The organism is Brevundimonas sp. (assembly GCF_016742135.1).
Classification (GTDB): domain Bacteria; phylum Pseudomonadota; class Alphaproteobacteria; order Caulobacterales; family Caulobacteraceae; genus Brevundimonas.
In genome coordinates, this window is record NZ_JACVCG010000004.1 from 167189 (window position 1) to 184811 (window position 17623).

General features: G+C 68.8%; 20 protein-coding genes. 11 read left to right on the forward strand and 9 right to left on the reverse strand.

Annotation, left to right across the window (positions count from 1 at the left end; all coding sequences use genetic code 11):
• Positions 1–51: 51 nt before the first annotated feature.
• Positions 52–450 (forward strand): hypothetical protein, encoded by a 399-nt coding sequence (locus tag IBJ06_RS09860; protein ID WP_292159761.1) that lies wholly within the window; start codon positions 52–54, stop codon positions 448–450.
• Here the strand turns inward: IBJ06_RS09860 and IBJ06_RS09865 are convergent.
• A complete protein-coding gene (locus IBJ06_RS09865; protein ID WP_292159762.1) occupies positions 447–1241 on the reverse strand; it encodes a folate-binding protein in 795 nt (264 codons plus the stop codon). The two genes, IBJ06_RS09860 and IBJ06_RS09865, sit on opposite strands and share 4 nt — an antisense overlap.
• Before the next feature lie 81 nt (positions 1242–1322).
• On the opposite strand from IBJ06_RS09865, the gene IBJ06_RS09870 reads away from it, so the two are divergent.
• Positions 1323–2279 carry a glycosyltransferase family 9 protein gene (locus IBJ06_RS09870; RefSeq protein WP_292159763.1) on the forward strand — a complete coding sequence of 319 codons (957 nt, stop codon included), beginning with the start codon at positions 1323–1325 and terminating at the stop codon, positions 2277–2279.
• A 22-nt stretch (positions 2280–2301) separates the two neighbouring features.
• A complete protein-coding gene (locus tag IBJ06_RS09875; protein ID WP_292159765.1) occupies positions 2302–3639 on the forward strand; it encodes a dihydroorotase in 1338 nt (445 codons plus the stop codon).
• 862 nt (positions 3640–4501) lie between these two features.
• Here the strand turns inward: IBJ06_RS09875 and IBJ06_RS09880 are convergent.
• From IBJ06_RS09880 to erpA, 4 genes are all read right to left on the reverse strand, one after another.
• Positions 4502–5437: an alpha/beta fold hydrolase gene (locus tag IBJ06_RS09880; protein WP_292159766.1), complete on the reverse strand. Its 936-nt coding sequence runs from the start codon at positions 5435–5437 to the stop codon at positions 4502–4504.
• Between the two features lie 28 nt (positions 5438–5465).
• Positions 5466–6149, reverse strand: coding sequence for an SdpI family protein (locus IBJ06_RS09885; protein ID WP_292159767.1), 684 nt, complete (start codon positions 6147–6149; stop codon positions 5466–5468).
• Entirely contained in the window at positions 6142–6432 is a 291-nt protein-coding gene (locus IBJ06_RS09890) for a metalloregulator ArsR/SmtB family transcription factor (RefSeq protein ID WP_292159769.1), read from the reverse strand. Before IBJ06_RS09890 ends, IBJ06_RS09885 begins: the two co-directional genes overlap by 8 nt.
• A 172-nt stretch (positions 6433–6604) precedes the next feature.
• The gene (gene erpA, locus IBJ06_RS09895) at positions 6605–6994 is read right to left on the reverse strand and encodes an iron-sulfur cluster insertion protein ErpA (protein WP_292159770.1); all 390 of its coding nucleotides are present in this window, start codon (positions 6992–6994) and stop codon (positions 6605–6607) included.
• A gap of 34 nt (positions 6995–7028) precedes the next feature.
• On the opposite strand from erpA, the gene IBJ06_RS09900 reads away from it, so the two are divergent.
• The 5 genes from IBJ06_RS09900 to scpB all read left to right on the forward strand — a co-directional run bounded on the left by IBJ06_RS09900 (position 7029) and on the right by scpB (position 11607).
• Positions 7029–8237: a deoxyguanosinetriphosphate triphosphohydrolase gene (locus IBJ06_RS09900; protein WP_292159771.1), complete on the forward strand. Its 1209-nt coding sequence runs from the start codon at positions 7029–7031 to the stop codon at positions 8235–8237.
• 78 nt (positions 8238–8315) lie between these two features.
• Positions 8316–9026: an SPOR domain-containing protein gene (locus IBJ06_RS09905; protein WP_292159772.1), complete on the forward strand. Its 711-nt coding sequence runs from the start codon at positions 8316–8318 to the stop codon at positions 9024–9026.
• Between the two features lie 6 nt (positions 9027–9032).
• Positions 9033–10079, forward strand: a complete 1047-nt coding sequence (gene nagZ / locus IBJ06_RS09910) for a beta-N-acetylhexosaminidase (RefSeq protein ID WP_292159773.1) — start codon at positions 9033–9035, stop codon at positions 10077–10079.
• Positions 10076–10915, forward strand: coding sequence for a ScpA family protein (locus tag IBJ06_RS09915; RefSeq protein WP_292159774.1), 840 nt, complete (start codon positions 10076–10078; stop codon positions 10913–10915). Before nagZ ends, IBJ06_RS09915 begins: the two co-directional genes overlap by 4 nt.
• Complete coding sequence (gene scpB, locus IBJ06_RS09920) at positions 10912–11607, forward strand: SMC-Scp complex subunit ScpB (RefSeq protein WP_292159775.1); 696 nt, start codon at positions 10912–10914, stop codon at positions 11605–11607. Before IBJ06_RS09915 ends, scpB begins: the two co-directional genes overlap by 4 nt.
• Before the next feature lie 12 nt (positions 11608–11619).
• On the opposite strand, the gene IBJ06_RS09925 is transcribed toward scpB, so the two are convergent.
• From IBJ06_RS09925 to IBJ06_RS09940, 4 genes are all read right to left on the reverse strand, one after another.
• Positions 11620–12543 (reverse strand): cobalamin biosynthesis protein CbiG, encoded by a 924-nt coding sequence (locus tag IBJ06_RS09925; protein WP_292159776.1) that lies wholly within the window; start codon positions 12541–12543, stop codon positions 11620–11622.
• Positions 12544–12643: 100 nt separating this feature from the next.
• The gene (locus tag IBJ06_RS09930) at positions 12644–13159 is read right to left on the reverse strand and encodes a hypothetical protein (protein WP_292159777.1); all 516 of its coding nucleotides are present in this window, start codon (positions 13157–13159) and stop codon (positions 12644–12646) included.
• A gap of 2 nt (positions 13160–13161) precedes the next feature.
• Positions 13162–13941, reverse strand: a complete 780-nt coding sequence (gene xth, locus IBJ06_RS09935) for an exodeoxyribonuclease III (protein WP_292159779.1) — start codon at positions 13939–13941, stop codon at positions 13162–13164.
• Between the two features lie 105 nt (positions 13942–14046).
• Positions 14047–15030 (reverse strand): hypothetical protein, encoded by a 984-nt coding sequence (locus tag IBJ06_RS09940; RefSeq protein ID WP_292159781.1) that lies wholly within the window; start codon positions 15028–15030, stop codon positions 14047–14049.
• Between the two features lie 143 nt (positions 15031–15173).
• Between IBJ06_RS09940 and IBJ06_RS09945 the strand changes: the two genes are divergently transcribed.
• From IBJ06_RS09945 to IBJ06_RS09955, 3 genes are read left to right on the forward strand one after another with little or no spacing between them, the layout of a single operon-like run.
• Positions 15174–16280, forward strand: coding sequence for an MBL fold metallo-hydrolase (locus tag IBJ06_RS09945; protein WP_292159784.1), 1107 nt, complete (start codon positions 15174–15176; stop codon positions 16278–16280).
• Between the two features lie 5 nt (positions 16281–16285).
• Positions 16286–17050, forward strand: a complete 765-nt coding sequence (locus tag IBJ06_RS09950; protein ID WP_292159786.1) for an enoyl-CoA hydratase — start codon at positions 16286–16288, stop codon at positions 17048–17050.
• A gap of 51 nt (positions 17051–17101) precedes the next feature.
• Complete coding sequence (locus tag IBJ06_RS09955) at positions 17102–17614, forward strand: N-acetyltransferase (RefSeq protein ID WP_292159787.1); 513 nt, start codon at positions 17102–17104, stop codon at positions 17612–17614.
• The last annotated feature ends 9 nt before the right edge of the window (positions 17615–17623 follow it).

The window sequence follows — 17623 nt, forward strand, 5'->3', positions numbered from 1 at the left end:
AGTCATGTCCCGTCAGACGCCGGGCGGAGTGTGATCTGGCAAGGAGGACGGGTGACTCGCATACCATTCCTGCTCACGCTGATCGTGCTCGGCCTCGCCCTGGTGTTTGCGGGTGAGGCGCGCGCGCAGGACAGCAAGGCCGTCGTGCAGCCGCCGGGCGTGGTCGGCGAGTTGGGCCAGACCAGCCCCGACGCCCTGATTGCGTCGCAGCTGTGGCTGGCGGAGGTCTATGAGCGCGAGGGACAGGCGGATGCCGCGATCCGCGCCTATGAGGCGGCGTTGCTGTCGATCCTGCAGTTCCGGGGGCAGGGGCATCTGTCGATGGTGGCGCCAATGGTCCGCGTGGCGCGGCTGACGCAGGATCCGGCGACCCGGATGCGGTGGCTGGCGACGGCCCTGAGGATCGCCGCTTCCAGCTGGGACGCCAAGGCCCGGAGGCTGCCCGGCTAGTCCCGGGGCAGCCAGTCGGGCCAGACCGGGCGGGCGGATCGACCCTCGACCGTCAGTGGCCCGTCCAGCCGGTCGAGGCGCAGCAGGGCAATGACGCGATTGCCGAGGCCGGACAGGGTCTGGCCCGCGCGGCGGTCGCCGTTCAGGACCTCGGTGCCGAAGGGGGGCAGGTCGCCCTCGACCTCAAGCGCCAGCATGCGGTTGCGGATGGCACCGCGCCGCTTCATGCGCGAGGTGGTCTCCTGACCGATGAAACAGCCCTTGGAAAAGTCGATGCCGTTGAGCAGGTCGAAGTCGGCCTCGATCGGATAGGTGGTGTCGGTGCCACCATCGCGGGCCGGATCGGGAATGCCGTGCGACAGGCGGTGGTCGTGCCAGTCGGCGGCCTCGGCCGTCGGGGGCAGGGGCGCACCGTAGTGGCGGTGACCGAGCGCGGGCAGGCGCGGATCGGGGGTGCCGGGCGTGTCGGACGCGGCCGGCCACAGGACCTGAACCGTGCCCTCTGCGGGCTGGATCGTGACGTCGGCGCGCAGGCGATAGAGGGTCAGGCGCTGTATCAGGGCGTCCCTGCGGTCGACGGCGACGTCCAGAAGGACGCCGTCGTCCTCGCCGAACAGGAACAGATCGAACAGCAGACGGCCCGGCGGGGACAGCAGGGCGCCGAAGCGCAGCTCGCCGGGCTGGAGGGTCAAGACCGCCTGCGTCAGCAGGACGTTGAGGAAGGTCCGCGCCTCCGGGCCGCTGACCCGGACGAGGGCGCGATCTGGGAGGGAAGCGATGCGGGTGGACATGGTCCACAGATAGGGCGGTCCCGGCGGCTTGGCGAGGGCGATGCGGCTGCCCGTCCCCGAGAATCCGTATACGGTGCGATCATGCGCACGGCCTTTCCCGTCCTTTACATCGCGGAAGCCGACCCAGAGATGGCGGTGATGAGTTCTGGCGTGCTGGATCATCTGGTCGAGGCCCTGCCGCAGGCGCGGTTCACCGTGGTGGGCTCGCCCGCCAGCGCGCCGCTGTTTGCCGGGGTGCCGCGTCTGGACCGGACGCTGATCCTGAAAGGGGAGGGGCTGGCCGAGCTCACCGGCCTGTGGAACCAGGTGCGGAGCACGTACTGGGGTCTGGTCGTCGATATGCGCGGCACGGGACTGTCGGGCTGGCTGAGACGAAGGAAGCGGGCCGTACGGGGCGAAATGCCGGACGGCCTGCATGCCGTCGAGGCGGCGGCCCGGGTTCTGCAACTTGATGAGGTCCCGGCACCGAGGCTGCACCCGACGCCCGAGGATGTGGAGGCCGCCGAGGCCCTGCTGGGACCCGCAGAGGGACCGCTGCTGGCCGTCGGGCCGGGGGCGGACTGGATCGGGCGTCTGTGGCCGGCCGAGCGCTATGCCAAGGTGGCGCTGGCCCTGCTGGGCGAGGGCGGACCGCTTGAGGGCGGGCGCCTGCTGATCGTCGGCGGGGGGGGGGACCGCGATGCAGCCCACACCATCCGGCTGGCCGTGCGGCGTGAGCGGGTGATCGAGGCGCAGGGCAAGCTGTCGCCGCTGGCGATGGTCGCGGCCCTGGGGCGAGCGGACTTCTATCTGGGCGGGGATTCGCTGTGGACCCAGCTGGCGGTGGCCGCGGGCGTGCCGGTCACGGCCGTATTCGGGCCATCGGACGAGTCCCTGCGCGGGCCCTGGGGCGGCCAGACCCTGCGCGGGCCACGCAGCTTTGAGGAATTCCGCGTCATGGACCCGCATTTCAATCAGGCCCTGCAGCATATGATGGACCTTCCGGCGGAGAGGGTGTTGAAAGCCTGCATGCGGCGTCTGACGACCGATGCCGCCTGACCTGACCGGCAGGAGTATCTCCATGGGCAACAGCTATGACCTGATCGTGCGGGGCGGCGAGGTCGCCAATCACGCCGGACGGGGACCGGCCGACGTGGGCGTGCGCGACGGCCGGATCGCCTTCGTCGGGGATCTGTCGCAGGCCTCGGCCGGAGAGGTGGTGGATGCCGCGGGCCTGACTGTATTGCCGGGGGTGATCGACACCCAGGTCCATTTCCGCGAGCCGGGGCTGGAGTGGAAGGAAGACCTGGAGACCGGCAGCCGGGCGGCGGCGCTGGGCGGGGTGACCGCCGTCTTCGAAATGCCGAACACCGAGCCGACCACCACCGACGCCGACGCCATGGCCGACAAGCTGGCGCGGGCGCGGGACCGGATGTGGACAGACCACGCCTTCTACATCGGCGGCACGCATGAGAATGCGGCGTATCTGGACGAGCTGGAGCGGCTGCCGGGCTGTTGCGGGGTCAAGGTGTTCATGGGGGCCTCGACGGGCACGCTGCTGGTCGCCGACGACGACGGAGTGCGCGATATCCTGAAGCGGGTGAACCGCCGGGCGACCTTCCACTCCGAGGACGAATACCGGCTGGCCGAGCGGCGCGGTCTGGCGCGGCCCGGGGACTGGACCAGCCACCCGGAGGTGCGCGATGTCGAAAGCGCCATCCGCAGTACGCGCAGGCTGGTGGGACTGGCGCGCGAATGTGGGGCGCGCATCCACGTGCTGCACGTGACCACCGCCGAGGAGATCGAGTTTCTGGCGGGCGCTAGGGATGTGGCCACTGTCGAGGTGACGCCCCAGCATCTGACGCTGGACGGGGACGAGGCCTACGAGCGGCTCAAGGCCTTGGCCCAGATGAACCCGCCGATCCGCAATCGACCGCATATCGAGGGGCTGTGGCGCGGCATCGCCCAGGGGGTCGTCGACGTGCTGGGCTCGGACCACGCCCCGCATACGCTCGAGGAAAAGGCGCGGCCCTATCCGGCGTCGCCGTCGGGCATGCCGGGGGTCCAGACGCTGGTGCCGGTCATGCTGACCCATGTGGCAGAGGGGCGGATGACGCTGGAGCGGTTCATCGACCTGACCTCGGCCGGGGCGCAACGCATCTTCAACATCGCCGGCAAGGGGCGGATGGCCGAGGGCTATGACGCCGACCTGACGCTGGTCGACCTGAAGGCGAAGACCGTGTTGAAGCACGAGGACATGGCCACGCGCTCGGGCTGGACCCCGTTCGACGGCATGGAGGTCCAGGGCCTGCCGATGGCGACGATCGTGCGCGGCCGGGTGGTCATGCGCGACGGCGAGCTGCAGGGCAGCGCCCACGGCCGCCCGGTGCGCTTTCAGGAGACGCTGGCGGCGGGCTGAAGCTTGGGATGGCGTCATTCATCTCCTCCCCGCGCGCATCTTCTCACGCCCAAACCCCTCTCGCCCGGGGGGCAGAGGTGATGGAGAGGCGGGCGGCGCGCGGGCCGGGGGCCCGGAACCGTTGCTCCCGTGCTTTCGCCGTCAGGGAGCGTGTGTGATTTTCGGCCCCATAGCCTGGCGCCGCCCCGGTCGGTTCACGCGAGCGCCTGGGGGGACTGTCTCTTCAGCCGGGAGTCGGGGCGCCCAAAAGCTTGCGGTCCCGACCTCGCCTGTCCCGGTTCGACAGCAGGTCCCAGTCTCTCGGCCCGCGACGGGCGAGGCGTCCAGAAACACCCCGGACCCCGGGGTTTCGCCCCGGGCAATCCCGCTCGACCGGCCTCCGCCGCCGCTTCAGTGCCTGGGTCCCGAGGCGCCTCTCCTGCGACGGAGACAGGCAGAGGGTTGCACACCCCGCGACCCGGTCGGGAAGAACGGTGCGAGAAACGGGAGGGGCGTTGAAAGGGTTGGGGAATTCGGCGGCGGATATCCGAGCTGAGGGCGTCGGCTCAGCATTCCTTTTCCCCTTCTGGGTGGAGGGCGACGCCCGACGGATGGGCCACGGAGCGGCTCGGATGAGGGGCCGTTGAGGTCAGGGCTCCCGCGTTGCGTTCTGCTCCGGATCGGACGCCCCCCTCATCCGTCAGGCTCCGCCAGACACCTTCTCCCACGATGGGGAGAAGGGGGAAGAAAGGGGTTCATCACAAAGGCCACAAAGGCGGCACGAAGGGCACAAAGGGGGCGGCGCGCACGACCTCGTTGTGTCCTCTGTGAGACCGGTGGTCGCCGTGATGAACCCTGCTTCGCAGGGAGCGGTGGAGCTGCTCTAGCGCGGCTGCAGGATGAAGCCGGCGATGTCGGGCACGACCGGCGCGGCCAGCGGCAGGGCCGGATCGCCATAGGTGCGCAGGTTGGCGGCGCGCTCGGCGGGCGCCTCCTTGAGCACGTGATTGACGCCCTCCCAGACCACGAGGGTGGCGTCGGGCTGAGCGTCCGCCATGGCGCGGGCGTCGGTTTCGGTGGTCTGGATGTCGGTCAGGCCCTGGGCGATGAGGACCGGACCATCATAGTCCGCGATCAGCGCGCGCGGGTCGAGCACCAGCCAGGAGATCAGATAGGGCTGGACCGAGGGGCGGAACAGGGACTCGAGGCCGGGGACAGACTCCACCTCACGCCCGGCCTCAAGCTCGGCCAGCGCGGTGAAGGCCTGGGTGCGCATCGGCTCGGGCAGTTGCGGGCCCAGCTGTTCCTCCAGCACGATGCGGGCCGGGCGACCGGCGCCGGCGACCAGCACCAGACCGCAGATAGCGGAGGTGTCGCGCTCGGTCGCGGCCAGGGCGATCAGCGCTCCCTCGCTGTGGCCGATCAGCCAGGCGCAGGGCAGGCCGGCCTGCTCCGCGGCCTGCGCGGCCCAGCCGACGGCATCATCGACCAGATGGGAAAAGCGCAGGTCCTGCTCGGACATGCCGGTGAACAGGCTCTCGCCGACACCGCGCTTGTCATAGCGGACGGTGGCGATGCCCTGGGCGGCCAGACCCTCGGCGAGAAGGCGATAGGTCGAGGCGCGGATGCCCTGGGTGCTGTTGCCGTCGCGGTCGGTCGGGCCGGACCCCGCGATGATGACGCCGACAGCGCGGGGCGCGTCGGCCGGCGCCAGCCAGGTGCCGTGAAGGGGGCCGGCGTCGGTCTGAAGGGTGACGGCGGTGCCCGGGTCCTGAACGGACAGGGTGAGGGCGGCGGCGGCGATCAGGGCGGACAGCATGGGAGTGTCTCCGTCTTGAGAAACAGGATCAGAAGGGCTGGCGGTCGGGGTCGCCGCGCCAGACGCGCCAGCTTTCGACAGCCGAGGCGACGGCCGCGACCAGCACGGCGACGACCACCGCGATGACGCCGAACGGCTGGGGCATGAAGGGTGCGCTGACGAGGCCGAACAGGCCGATCAGGAACAGCAGGCGGCCGGCGAGGCGGTTGGAGCGCTCCCACGCCAGCTTGCTCTTGAAGGCCCAGGGCGTGCGCACCCCGACGATCGGGTTGGGCCCGACCCGGCCGAGGAAGGCTCCGGTTGCCATCATCAGGGCGCTGAGGGCCGCCATGGGGGCGAGGGTGCCTATAGAGGTGGCACCGGACAGGCTGACGGCCGCGGCGAACAGCGAAGCCCCGGTCAGGGCGATGAGGGTGACCAGTTGCGCAAAACACAGGGAACGGGCGCGGCCCGGGTCACCGGCCTTGCGCGCGAAATGACCCAGGCCACCGCTGAGGGCGAGGGTCGCAAGACCCAGCCCCAGGATCAGGCCGCCGACCGTCTCGCGCCCGGCCCAGTCATCGGCGTCGCCATGGACGTTGAAGTGAATGGGCATCAGGCCGGTGGGGCCAGCGAAGAAGATCCAGAGTCCGAGCCCCAGCAGGAGGGCCGAGATGCCGAGCGTGGCCACATCGAGGGCCGAGGCAGGGGCGGATGGGCGGGAGTCAGTCACGGTCCTGTGCTTCCTCTGAGGGGCTGCGGGCCCCGGTGATCGACAGGAGGAAGGCCAACGCCTCCTCCACGGCGGAAATGTCGAGGCGATAGCGGATGGTGGTGCCGTCGCGCTCGGGGTTGACCAGCCCCGCTTCCTTCAGGGCGTTCAGGTGGCCAGTGACGGTCGGCCAGGTCATGTCAAAGGCCGCCGCGATATCGCCGGACGCCATGGGACCTTTCCTCAGCATCTCGATGATCCGACGCCGCACGGGATGCGACAGGGCCTTGAACAGGGTGTTCATGGGATCTTCCTAATTAGGAAAAACCCTAAATGCAATCCTCCCCAGCGCAGCGGGGGAGGGGGACCGTCCGAAGGATGGTGGAGGGGGCGAGCGTCAAACGCAGCCGCCCGATTTCGCCCCCTCCACCCCTAAGGGGTCCCCTTCCCCCGGTTCCCGGGGGAGGATCACAGGCTTAAATCGAGAAGCTGACGCCGCAGCCGCAGCTGGAGGCGGCGTTCGGGTTGCGGATGACGAATTGGGCGCCCGCGAGGTCGTCGACGAAATCGATCACCGAGCCGCTGAGGAAGGGCAGGGAGACGGGATCGACCAGGGCGGTTCGGTCGTCGGTGGTGATGCGGATGTCGTCGTCATCGGCCGACCCGACCAGGTCGAACCGGTACTGAAAGCCCGAGCAGCCGCCGCCATCGACCGCGACCCGCAACATCAGGGGCATGCCCTTCGCCTCGGACAGATGCCGCAAACGGGCCGCCGCCGCTGACGACAGGGTCAGCCCGTGGGCCGCAGCGCGGGTGCCGGCATCGCCGGTGGTCTCGACCCGGAAGTCTGTGGATCGTTCGGTCATACCGCCCTATATGAGGCCGCCACGGGCTACTGCAATGCCTGTCACCCCATCGGGATCAACGCCCCTGACCGATCGTCGCCTCGCCCTCTATGCCTTGGACGCCGCAAACACGCTGGGACGGCGGGTGCCGGAGCCTGCCAGTCGGACGCGTACGGCCTTTGCCCGCGACCGCGACCGCATCATCCATTCGACGGCCTTTCGCCGCCTGAAGGAAAAGACCCAGGTGTTTGTGGCGCATGAGGGCGACCACTATCGGACCCGCCTGACCCACAGTCTGGAGGTGGCGCAGATTGCGCGCTCGCTGGCGCATGCGCTGCGGCTGGATACCGATCTGGCCGAGGCCGTCGCGCTGGCCCATGACCTCGGCCATCCGCCGTTTGGCCATGCGGGCGAGGACGAACTGCAGGCCTGTATGGAGCCTTGGGGAGGGTTCGATCACAACGTCCAGACGTTTCGCGTGATCACCCGGCTGGAGGAGCGATATCCGGAGTTTCTGGGCCTGAACCTGAGCTGGGAGACCCTGGAAGCCGTCATCAAGCACAACGGCCCGGTCGACGGCATGCTGGACCGTCCGTCGTGGAAGCCGGTCGCGGAATTCTCGAAGGACTGGGACCTGAGGCTGGACAGCTTTGCCTCGCTGGAGGCTCAGGTCGCGGCCATTGCCGACGACATTGCCTATAACAATCACGATGTGGACGACGGGGTGCAGGCGGGCCTGTTTACCCTGGAGGACCTGATGGAGGTGCCGCTGATCGGGCCGATCCTGAAGGGCACGCGCGACGACTGGCCTGATCTGGACGCGCGGATGATCCGGCTGGAGGCGGTCCGGCGCATGATCGGGGCCATGATCGAGGATGTGCTGGCCGAGACGGAGCGACGTCTGAAGGCGGACGGGATCGAGACGGTCGAGGACGTGCGGACGGCGCGGCGGATGCTGGTGGCGTTTTCGCCGGACATGCTGGCCGACCTGGGGGCGCTGAGACGGTTCCTGTTCACGCGGATGTACCGCCATTATCGGGTCAACCGCACGCGCAGCCAGGCACGGAGAATCCTGTCGGAGATGTTCCAGCTGTTCCTGGCCGAGCCCGACATCCTGCCCCCCGAATGGGCGGAACGGGCGTCAAGCAGCGATCCCGCGCGCCGGGCGCGGGCGGTCTGTGACTATATCGCCGGAATGACCGACCGTTATGCGATCGAGGAACACAGAAAGCTGTTCACACTCGATCTGGCGCTCGATCTGTGATTCGAATGCAGGCGGCGGGAGCGCTAGGATATGCGCTCAGCCGCGCGATTCGCGGACGCATATGCATCGAGGGCCTCCATGTCGCACGAAGACCCCTATCGCCAGGATCCGGGTGCCGGTCGTGACCGGGGGGCCTATACACCGCCGACCGATGAGGACCTGCCGTTCCGGCGAGGCGGCGGGGGCTATGATGCGCGCCGCAGCGGGGTCGGCGGGCCGCCCGTCACCCTGATCATCAGCGCCGCCGTGCTGCTGCTGCTGATCATCGTCGTGGTGCTCTATTACCGGGCCGGGCCGCGCGGCTCCGAGGATGCGCCGCCGGCGATCGGCACGCCGGTCGGCGAGCTGAAGGTCGAGGCCGCCGAGGAGGCCCAGCCGATCGACCCCGCCGAAGGGATCGCTGTCTATGACGAGGCCGAGCCCATCGTCACTGCCCCGACTTACGTCCCGCCTCCCGAAGCGATCCAGCCCAATGCCCGTCCGGCCGAGGCGGCAACTCCGGCACCGGCGCGGCCCCAGCCCGCCGAACGTCCGACTGTCGCGGCCGGCGGCAATTCGTCGGTGCAGATCGGGGCCTTCTCGACGCCGGGACTGGCCGACAGCGAATACGGTCGCATCGTCGGACGCTACAGCCAGTACACCGAGGGTGCGGTCAAGCGGGTGCAGGAGGTGACTTCCTCCAACGGCTCGACCCTGTACCGGACGACGGTTTCCGGTCTGAGCCGCGACCAGGCCCAGGGGCTGTGCGACGCCATCAAGGCCTCGGGCGGCGACTGCATCGTGCGCTGAGGCCCGGTGACGCGCGCCATCATCCTGGGCTGTTCCGGCCCCCGCCTGACGCCGGCAGAGGCAGAATTCTTTGCCGAGGCCCAGCCGTTCGGCTTCATCCTGTTCCGGCGAAATGTCGAGGACCCGGCGCAGCTGGCTGAGCTGGTCGCGGCGCTCCGGGCCTGTGTCGAGCACGACGCGCCGGTGCTGATCGATCAGGAGGGCGGCCGGGTTCAGCGGATGATCCCGCCGCATTGGACCCGCTATCCGCCCGGCGCGGCCTATCTGAAGTCCAGCAATGATCTGGCAGGAGCGCGCGAGACGGCCCGGCTGGGGGCGCGGCTGATGGCGCACGACCTGCACGCCGTGGGGATCGACGTCGACTGCCTGCCGGTGCTCGATGTGCCGATACCGGGGGCGCACGACATCATCGGCGACCGGGCCTATGCCGCCGACCCGGAGCAGGTCGCCGTGCTGGGTCGGGCAGCGGCCGAGGGGCTGATGGCGGGCGGTGTCCTGCCGGTGATCAAACATATCCCCGGGCACGGGCGGGCGCTGGCCGACAGCCACCACGATCTGCCGGTGGTCAATGCCGACCGCGCTCACCTGGAGGCCTGGGACTTCATGCCGTTCCAGGCCCTGTCCGACATGCCGATCGCGATGACGGCCCACGTCGTCTACGCCGCGCTGGACCCGGAGGAGCCGGCCACGACTTCACGCCTCGTACTGGACATGGTCCGCGACGAACTGGGCTATCAGGGACTGATCCTGTCGGACGACCTGTCGATGAAGGCGTTGAAGGGCGACCTGGAACAGCGGGCCAAAAGGGCGCTGAAAGCGGGCTGCGATGTGGTCCTGCACTGCAATGGCGATATGGCCGAGATGCAGGCGGTGCTGGCCGGGTCGAAGCCCTTGAAGGGCCGGCGGCGGAAGCGGGCCGAGGCGGCGATGGCGCGGCGCGTGCGGCTGCCCGAGCCCATGGATGTGGTGGAGGCCCGCGCGCGGTTTGACCGGCTGATGACGCCATATCTGGAGGCCAAGGCCGGACCGGATGTCGGGGAGGCGCAGGGGTGACCCGGCCGTTCCAGCCCAATCTGAACTTTGCCGCAGTCGAGGCGGTCGAGCCGGAAGAGACCTTTGTCGTCGATCTGGACGGCTATGAGGGGCCGCTGCATGTGCTGCTGGCGCTGGCGCGAAACCAGAAGGTCGATCTGCTGAAGCTGTCGATCACGCGGCTGGCTGAACAGTATCTGGCCTTTGTGCATGAGGCGCGCCGGCGGAATTTCGCCCTGGCGGCGGACTACCTCGTGATGGCATCCTGGCTGGCCTATTTGAAGTCGCGGCTGCTGTTGCCGCGCACGGAAACGGTACCCGATGCCGAGATTCCGGCCGAGGAGATGGCGGCGGCGCTGGCGTTTCGCCTGCGCAAGCTGGAGGCCATGCGCACGGCGGGCGAGGCCCTGATGCGCCAGCCGATCCTGAAGCGCGACGTGTTCACCCGGGGCGATCCCGAGGCGACGGTGATCGTGCCGTCAGACCAGATCGACGCCAGCCTGTATGAGCTGATGAGCGCCTATGTGAACCAGCGAAGGCGCGCCGAGCGGCGGGCCTACAACCCCGGCCTGAGGGTCGAGGCCTTTCCGCTGGAGGCCGCGCGGGACTGGCTGCGCGAGCGGTTGCCCGCCATGGAGGACTGGACGAGGCTGGACGCGGTCGCGCCCCGGGCCGAGGCGTCGGACGCGGAGAATGAGCGGGAGGGGCCCAGTCAGGCCAGCTATGTGGCCTCGACCCTGTCGGCCAGTCTGGAACTGGTCAAGGAAGGGGCGCTGGACGTGACCCAGGCCGAGGCCTTTTCCGACATCTATCTGCGTCGACGCGCGTACGGCCAGCCACTGGAGTTGACGCCGTGAGCGAAGAGACGACCGAAACGAAGACGGGGCTGACCTTCCGGCCCGACGATACCGAGATCGAACGCCGGGTCGAGGCCCTGCTGTTCGCGGCCGCAGGACCGCTGTCGGCGGCCGATATCGCGCGACGCCTGCCCGAAGATGCCGATGTGGGCCGGGCCCTGTCGCGGCTGGTCGAGCGGTACCGGGACCGGGGGGTGACCCTGCAGGTCGTGGCCGATCGCTGGAGCTTCCGCACGGCGGCGGACCTGTCGTTCCTGATGACCGAGGAGCGCGAGGAGCCGCGCCGCCTGTCGAAGGCCGCGCTGGAGACCCTGGCCATCGTCGCCTATCACCAGCCGGTGACCCGGGCGGAGATCGAGAGCGTACGCGGGGTGTCCCTGTCCAAGGGGACACTGGACCAGTTGCTGGAGATGGGGTTCGTCAGGCTGCGCGGGCGACGGCGGACGCCGGGCAGACCGGTCACCTACGGCACCGCCGACCGATTCCTGGAGCATTTCGGTCTGGCCAGCCTGAACGACATGCCGGGCCTGCAGGAGATGAAGGCTGCGGGCCTGCTGGACATGTCCCTGCCCAGAGGCTTTGAGGTGCCTGACCCGGGCCGGGCCTCGGACGGCGACGACGATCTGGACCTGCTGGACACCGAGGATGCCCCGGAATTCGCGCAGGACTTTGTCGGCGAGCGCGACGGCTAGGCCCGACTTGCCTTAGTTGGCTGGCAGGCGGGTGACGCCGAGGATCCAGCCTTCCTCGGTTTCGACCTGACGGATCAGATCGTCGGAGGCACCCCTGGGCGGGGCCAAGGCTGAGGCCAGTTCGCCACGTTCGTCCATATTGGCGAAGGCTTCGGCGGTGACGCGAACCTGGGCCTGATCCTTGAACTCGCCGGCGTTCGGCCGGGCGTTGAACAGCGACGGCCAGACCTCGACTACCAGGGCGGACAGGAGCTCAAGGTCCGAAGCATCGAGCGCGCGCCAGCCGGTGCCGAACGGCCAGACGGCGGCCGACGGATCCAGCTTCTTGAGCAGGCGGTTGACCGCGGCGATGCCGACCAGGGTCTGGCCGCCGACCGCGCCGGCCCCATGCATCTGCCAGACGCTTTTCGGCTGGAGACGGCCCTCGCGGGCGGCACGTTCGGTGGCCCGGAACTCGGGGATGTCGGCGCCGGCACCCTCGGGCGGCTTGGTGGCGGTCAGCCAGCGCTGGGTCTGTTTGGCGGGCGCGCCCCAGAAGGGCCAGGCATGGTCGGTCATCAGCCGGTTCATTTTGGCCGCGACCTGATAGCGGTTGTTGGTGTTGTCGGGCTTGTCGACGACGTTCGAGGCGATGAAGTCCCAGATGCCCCGCCAGCTGGTGTCCTTGAGGCCCAGCCGCTGGCCGGTGCCGACCGGATAGCCGAGGTTGAAGTCGAAGCCGACCAGCACCCGGTCGCCCCGCTTTCTGTGGTCGGCCAGCAGGGAGGCGATCAGGGCCTCGCCCTCGGCCCGGGTCGCGACATTGTGCGTCTCGGTATAGAGGCGGAACCGCACGTCGCGCTTGGCCACGCCGATCCACAGCGACTGGTCGCCCAGCTTGCGCGTCTCGGCGGCGGTCCAGTCGGCGATCAGATAGGCGTCAAACAGGCGGGCCACGGCGGGCGCTCCTCGGGAAGGACGAAACAGGGATGGGCGGGCTTCTAGCCCCGCCCCGGACGGAACGCAAAGGTCAAAGCCCCGGTTCAGGGCGAAGGCCCTATGCGCGCAGCAGGGCGTCCAGATGCGATAGCCAGCGCCGTCCCAGTCGCAACGCCTCGGACGGGGAGCCCTCGGGCGTCGGGGCCGTGGCGTTCCAGAGGTTCAGTTCGAACTCAGGATAGCGGGCGTCCATGAACATCAGGCGCAGCACGACCAGTTCGGCCTCCGGCGCGAGGATGTCGAGGGCCTTGCGCGGCTCGCCCCGCCGCACCCGGGCGACGACGTGCCCGTCGACAATGATCTCGGCGCCCTCGATCTCCTCAAAGCCATAGACGAGGCCATGCCCGCCGCGAGCCCAGAGAACGGCAACCTGACCTTCGTCGAAGTCGAGACCCGCAGCCTTGCCCTCGGCGGGAGAGAAGGCCTCGACCTCGGGGGCCACGCCCAGGGTCTTGAGGAGGGTGCGCCGGAGCCGACGCTCGCTTTCCATCCACCAGGCCAGCGCCAGCATGAGGGTGGTCAGGGCCGCGGCGGCGAGGGCGACCAGCAGCAGGAACCGCAGGGCCTCGCCCATCGTCAGTCCTTCAGGGTGACGACCACGGGCACGTGATCGCTGGGTTTGTCCATCTCCCGCGCCTGCCGGTGGGTTTCGATGCCCGCGAAGCGGTCGGCGGCCTGGGGGGACAGCAGGTGGAAGTCGATGCGGATACCATGGTCGCGTTGCCAGGCCCCGGCCTGATAGTCCCAGAAGGTGAAGGTGCCCGGGGGCTCGTGGCCCAGGACGTGGCTGTCGGACAGGCCGAGGTTGCACAGGGCCCGGAAGGCGGCGCGGCTTTCCGGCTGGAAGAGGGCGTCATCGACCCAGGCCGAGGGGTTGCGGGCATCGTCGGGTGTCGGGATAACATTGTAGTCGCCGCACAGGACGAAGGCTTCTTCCAGCGCCAGCAGGTCGCGCGCGTGGGCATTCAGGCGGTCGAACCAGCCGAGCTTGTAGGCGAATTTCTCGGTGCCAATCGGATTGCCGTTGGGCAGATAGAGGCCGCCGACGCGCACGGGCCGGGGGCCTTCGATGACCGCCTCGATATAGCGGGCCTGTTCGTCGGACGGGTCGCCGGGCAGGCCCCTGCGGACATCCGACATCGGCAGTTTCGAGAGCAGGGCGACGCCATTGTAGCTCTTCTGGCCGTGGGTCTCGACATTATAGCCGAGCGACTCAAACGGCTCGCGCGGGAATTTCTCGTCCACGCATTTGATTTCCTGGAAACAGACGACGTCGGGCTGGTGCTCACCCAGCCAGGCGAGCACGGTTTCCAGGCGGGCATTGACGGAATTGACGTTCCAGGTGGCGATGCGCATGGCACAAGGCTAGTGCGATTTCCGGCGCGAGGCGAGGGCCACAAACGAACAGGCCCGGAGCGCCGCAAGGCTGCCCCGGGCCGTGATCGGCGTTGATCGCGGGCCTTACTCGGCGGGTGCGGCTTCCGGTTCGGTGGAGGCCGGGGTAGCCGTCAGCTCGCACGGCTTGCTGAAGATGGCGACGGCGTCGACACAGGAATAGACCTGCTGGGTCGCGCCTTCATGGAAGCGGACGATGACGCCCTCGCCCGTCGAGCATTTCAGCTCATAGAAGGCGCCGCGCTGGGGGTTGTCGCCCATCCAGGACACGTCCTCGATGTTACAGGCGGCAATCTCGGTGTTGGCCACCAGCCTGGGCCATTCGGTGCGGCTTTCTTCGGCGGTGGTCAGTTGGCAGGTGCCGGTCGAAATGAGAGCATAACGCCAGCAGGGCGTGGCGCTCCAGGTACCGGCCTCGGCCTTCTCAAGGCGCCAGCCGTCCGTGCCGGCACAGCCCAATTCATAGACCCGCGTGTTCCAGGCGATGGCTTCGTCGGCATTGCAGGACACGCCGGCCTGCTGGGCATAGCCGCTGATCACCTGGACGCGGTTCTGGTTGCCCGGCAGGGTGCACTGAAGGCCCACATCGGCTTCGGGGTTCTCCTGACGAAGCTGCCAGGCGAGGCTGGACTGGAGCACGCAGTCGGCGGCGGTGGGCGCGCCCTCGGCGGCCTCAATGATGTACCCAGGGCCGGTGGCGCAGGCGACTTCGTACAGCTTGGCCCCTCCCTCACGTGTGCCGAGCAGCGAAGACTCGGTCACCTGACAGGTCGGGACGACGACGGCGGCGACAGTAGTGGCGGCGGCCTGGATTTCCTCGGCCGAGGGCGGCGCGGGCTGGCGTGCTTGCTGCCGCTGGCGGTTCCGGTCCTCGCGGCCCCCACCGATGCGGCCTGGCAGAACAACTTCGCCCTGGACCTGGCCCGACGCTTCCGAGGACTCTTCGCTGCGATCATTGCCACGGTTGTCCTGGGCGAGGGCCGGGGTGGTCGCCATAAGGGCAAGGGCGAGGGCCGACCCCGCGAGGGTGGCGATCTTGGTGTGGGACACGGAGGAGGCTCCTGGAACAACTTACACTCGCGCAATCCTTGGCGTGCCGATGTGACAGGGTCAAGGCAGGAAGGTGGCGGGCCACCGCCGGTGGACGGGCCCGCGCAAAATGGTCTATCGAAGGTTTCGATTGGAGACGCACTTTGGCCGACGGCGTGATACGCGACGAAGCGGAAGGGGACACAGCCCGGGGGCTGACCTATCCGTTTACCCGTGTGCCCGAAGCCGGCGAGGGCATTGAGGTCGCCCCGGGCGTGGTCTGGCTGCGGCTGCCACTGCCGATGGCGCTGAACCACATCAATCTTTACGCGCTCGAAGACGGCGACGGCTGGACGTTGGTCGATACCGGCCTGTTCACCCCCACTTCGGTCGACATCTGGGAGAGCCTGCTGACCGGGGCCCTGCAAGGGCGGCCGATCCATCGGGTGATCTGCACCCATATGCACCCCGATCACATTGGCATGGCGGGTTGGCTGTGCGACCGGTTCGGGGCCCCCCTGCTGATGTCGCGGCTGGAGTATGTGACGGGGCGGATGCTGGTCGCGGACACCGGTCGTCCGGCACCGGAGTCGGGACGACGCTTCTATCAGGCGGCAGGCTGGACCGAGGAACAACTGGCCGGCTGGGGCCGTGACTATGGCTCGTTCGGACGGGTCGTGAGCGCCATGCCCGACGCCTATTACCGCCTGACCGAGGGCGACGTCCTGTCCATCGGCGGAGACGACTGGACCATGGTGGTCGGTCAGGGTCACAGTCCGGAACATGTCTGTCTGTGGCGCCGGTCGGATGACGTGTTCCTCGGTGGCGACCAGATCCTGCCGAAGATTTCCTCGAACATCTCCGTGTGGCCGACCGAGCCCCTGTCGGACCCTCTGGGCGACTGGATGCGCTCGTTGAAAGACCTGCAACGGCGTCTGCCCGAGGACCTGTTGGTTCTGCCCTCACACGGTGAGCCGTTCCGGGGCGTGCAGACGCGGCTGGCGGCATTGTTGCGCGGTCACGGTCAGGCGCTGGCGCGGCTGGAGCGCCGCCTCGAGAGCCCGATGCGGGTCGTCGACACCTTTGCCAGCCTGTTCGCCCGCCCGGTCGGAGACGGCCTGCGCGGGATGGCGACCGGCGAGGCGGTGGCGCATCTGAACCATCTGGAACGCCAGGGTCGGGTGACACGCCATCGCGATGCCGAGGGCGTCGACTGGTGGAAGGCCGCGGGCGCACCGGTTTCAGAAACGAATGACGACAACGGAGAATAATGGTCGTGTCCGACAGCATCCAGACAGACGTGTCCGACGGCATCCTGACCGTGACCCTGGCCCGTCCCGAAAAGAAGAACGCCATCACCCAGGCCATGTATGAGGCCTTGGCCGGGGCGACCGAGCGCTGTCGGACCGATGACGCGATCCGGGTGATGCTGATCCGCGCAGAGGGCGACAGCTTTTCGGCGGGCAACGACATTGCCGACTTCATCGCCCTGGGATCGCAGGCGTCGTCTCCTGCTGACATGGCGGTGTTCCGCTTCCTGAAGGCACTGGCCGATCTCGACAAGCCGCTGGTTGCGGCGGTCAAGGGCCGCGCGGTCGGGATCGGGACCACCCTGCTACTGCACTGTGACATGGTGGTGGTGGCCGAGGATGCCCTGCTGTCGGTGCCCTTCATCAATCTGGCGCTGGCGCCCGAGGCGGCCTCCAGCCTGCTGCTTCCCCGGGTGATCGGCCATCAGAGGGCGTTCGAGATGTTCGCCCTGGGCCAGCCGGTTGATGGCCGCACGGCCCTGGCCTGGGGGCTGGCCAATCGCGCGGTGGCGGCTGATGCGGTCGACGAGACGGCGCTGGATCTCTCCCGGCAGCTGGCCGCTCGCGCCCCCAATTCGATCCGCAAGACCAAGGCGCTGATGCGCGATGCCGAAGCCATGTGGTCGCTGATGCAGCGAGAGGGCGAGGCGTTCGGCAGCCAGATGAGGAGCCCCGAGGCCATGGAGGCCTTTATGGCCTTCACGCAAAAGCGCGCCCCGAATTTCGGCTGAGACAAATCGGCGATTGCGCTGCGCGCCCGTGCCCTGTAGCAGCGCGCGCCTATGGCCGAGCCCCGCACCCTGACCCCGGACGACGCACCCCTCTCGAGGGCCGCGGACGTGCGCGCCGAGCAGCCCGGGGATGCCGCGACCGTCGAGCGGATCGTATTGCAGGCCTTTGGTCCCGGCCGCTTTGCCAAGACGGCCGAGCGACTGCGCGAAGGGGCCGCGGTCGAGGTCGGCTTCGTCGCCTGTATGGACGGGCGGGTCATCGGCAGTGTGCGGCTATGGCGAGTCCGGGTGGGCGAGACGCCCAGTCTGTTTCTGGGACCCATCGCGGTGGAGCGGTCGGAGCGCAGCGAGGGCGTAGGCGCGGCCATGGTTCAGGCGTGCATCGATCACGCCCGAACGAGCGGCGCGGCGGGCATATTGCTGGTCGGCGATGCGCCCTACTTCGGACGGTTCGGCTTTGCCCGGATCGGGGGGGTGAACATGCCCGGGCCGGTCGATCCGGCGCGGCTGTTGTGGCTGCCGATCGGGGTCGAAGCGGTGGCCGGTTCGGTGTCGAGCGCCTGAAGCGGCTTT

Excerpts from the sequence above, each read along its gene's own strand:
- IBJ06_RS09865 (WP_292159762.1), bottom strand. The coding sequence starts at position 1,241 with ATGTCCACCCGCATCGCTTCCCTCCCAGATCGCGCCCTCGTCCGGGTC.
- IBJ06_RS09870 (WP_292159763.1), top strand. The coding sequence starts at position 1,323 with ATGCGCACGGCCTTTCCCGTCCTTTACATCGCGGAAGCCGACCCAGAG.
- IBJ06_RS09875 (WP_292159765.1), top strand. The coding sequence starts at position 2,302 with ATGGGCAACAGCTATGACCTGATCGTGCGGGGCGGCGAGGTCGCCAAT.
- IBJ06_RS09880 (WP_292159766.1), bottom strand. The coding sequence starts at position 5,437 with ATGCTGTCCGCCCTGATCGCCGCCGCCGCCCTCACCCTGTCCGTTCAG.
- IBJ06_RS09890 (WP_292159769.1), bottom strand. The coding sequence starts at position 6,432 with ATGAACACCCTGTTCAAGGCCCTGTCGCATCCCGTGCGGCGTCGGATC.
- erpA (WP_292159770.1), bottom strand. The coding sequence starts at position 6,994 with ATGACCGAACGATCCACAGACTTCCGGGTCGAGACCACCGGCGATGCC.
- IBJ06_RS09900 (WP_292159771.1), top strand. The coding sequence starts at position 7,029 with ATGCCTGTCACCCCATCGGGATCAACGCCCCTGACCGATCGTCGCCTC.
- IBJ06_RS09905 (WP_292159772.1), top strand. The coding sequence starts at position 8,316 with ATGTCGCACGAAGACCCCTATCGCCAGGATCCGGGTGCCGGTCGTGAC.
- IBJ06_RS09930 (WP_292159777.1), bottom strand. The coding sequence starts at position 13,159 with ATGGGCGAGGCCCTGCGGTTCCTGCTGCTGGTCGCCCTCGCCGCCGCG.
- xth (WP_292159779.1), bottom strand. The coding sequence starts at position 13,941 with ATGCGCATCGCCACCTGGAACGTCAATTCCGTCAATGCCCGCCTGGAA.
- IBJ06_RS09955 (WP_292159787.1), top strand. The coding sequence starts at position 17,102 with ATGGCCGAGCCCCGCACCCTGACCCCGGACGACGCACCCCTCTCGAGG.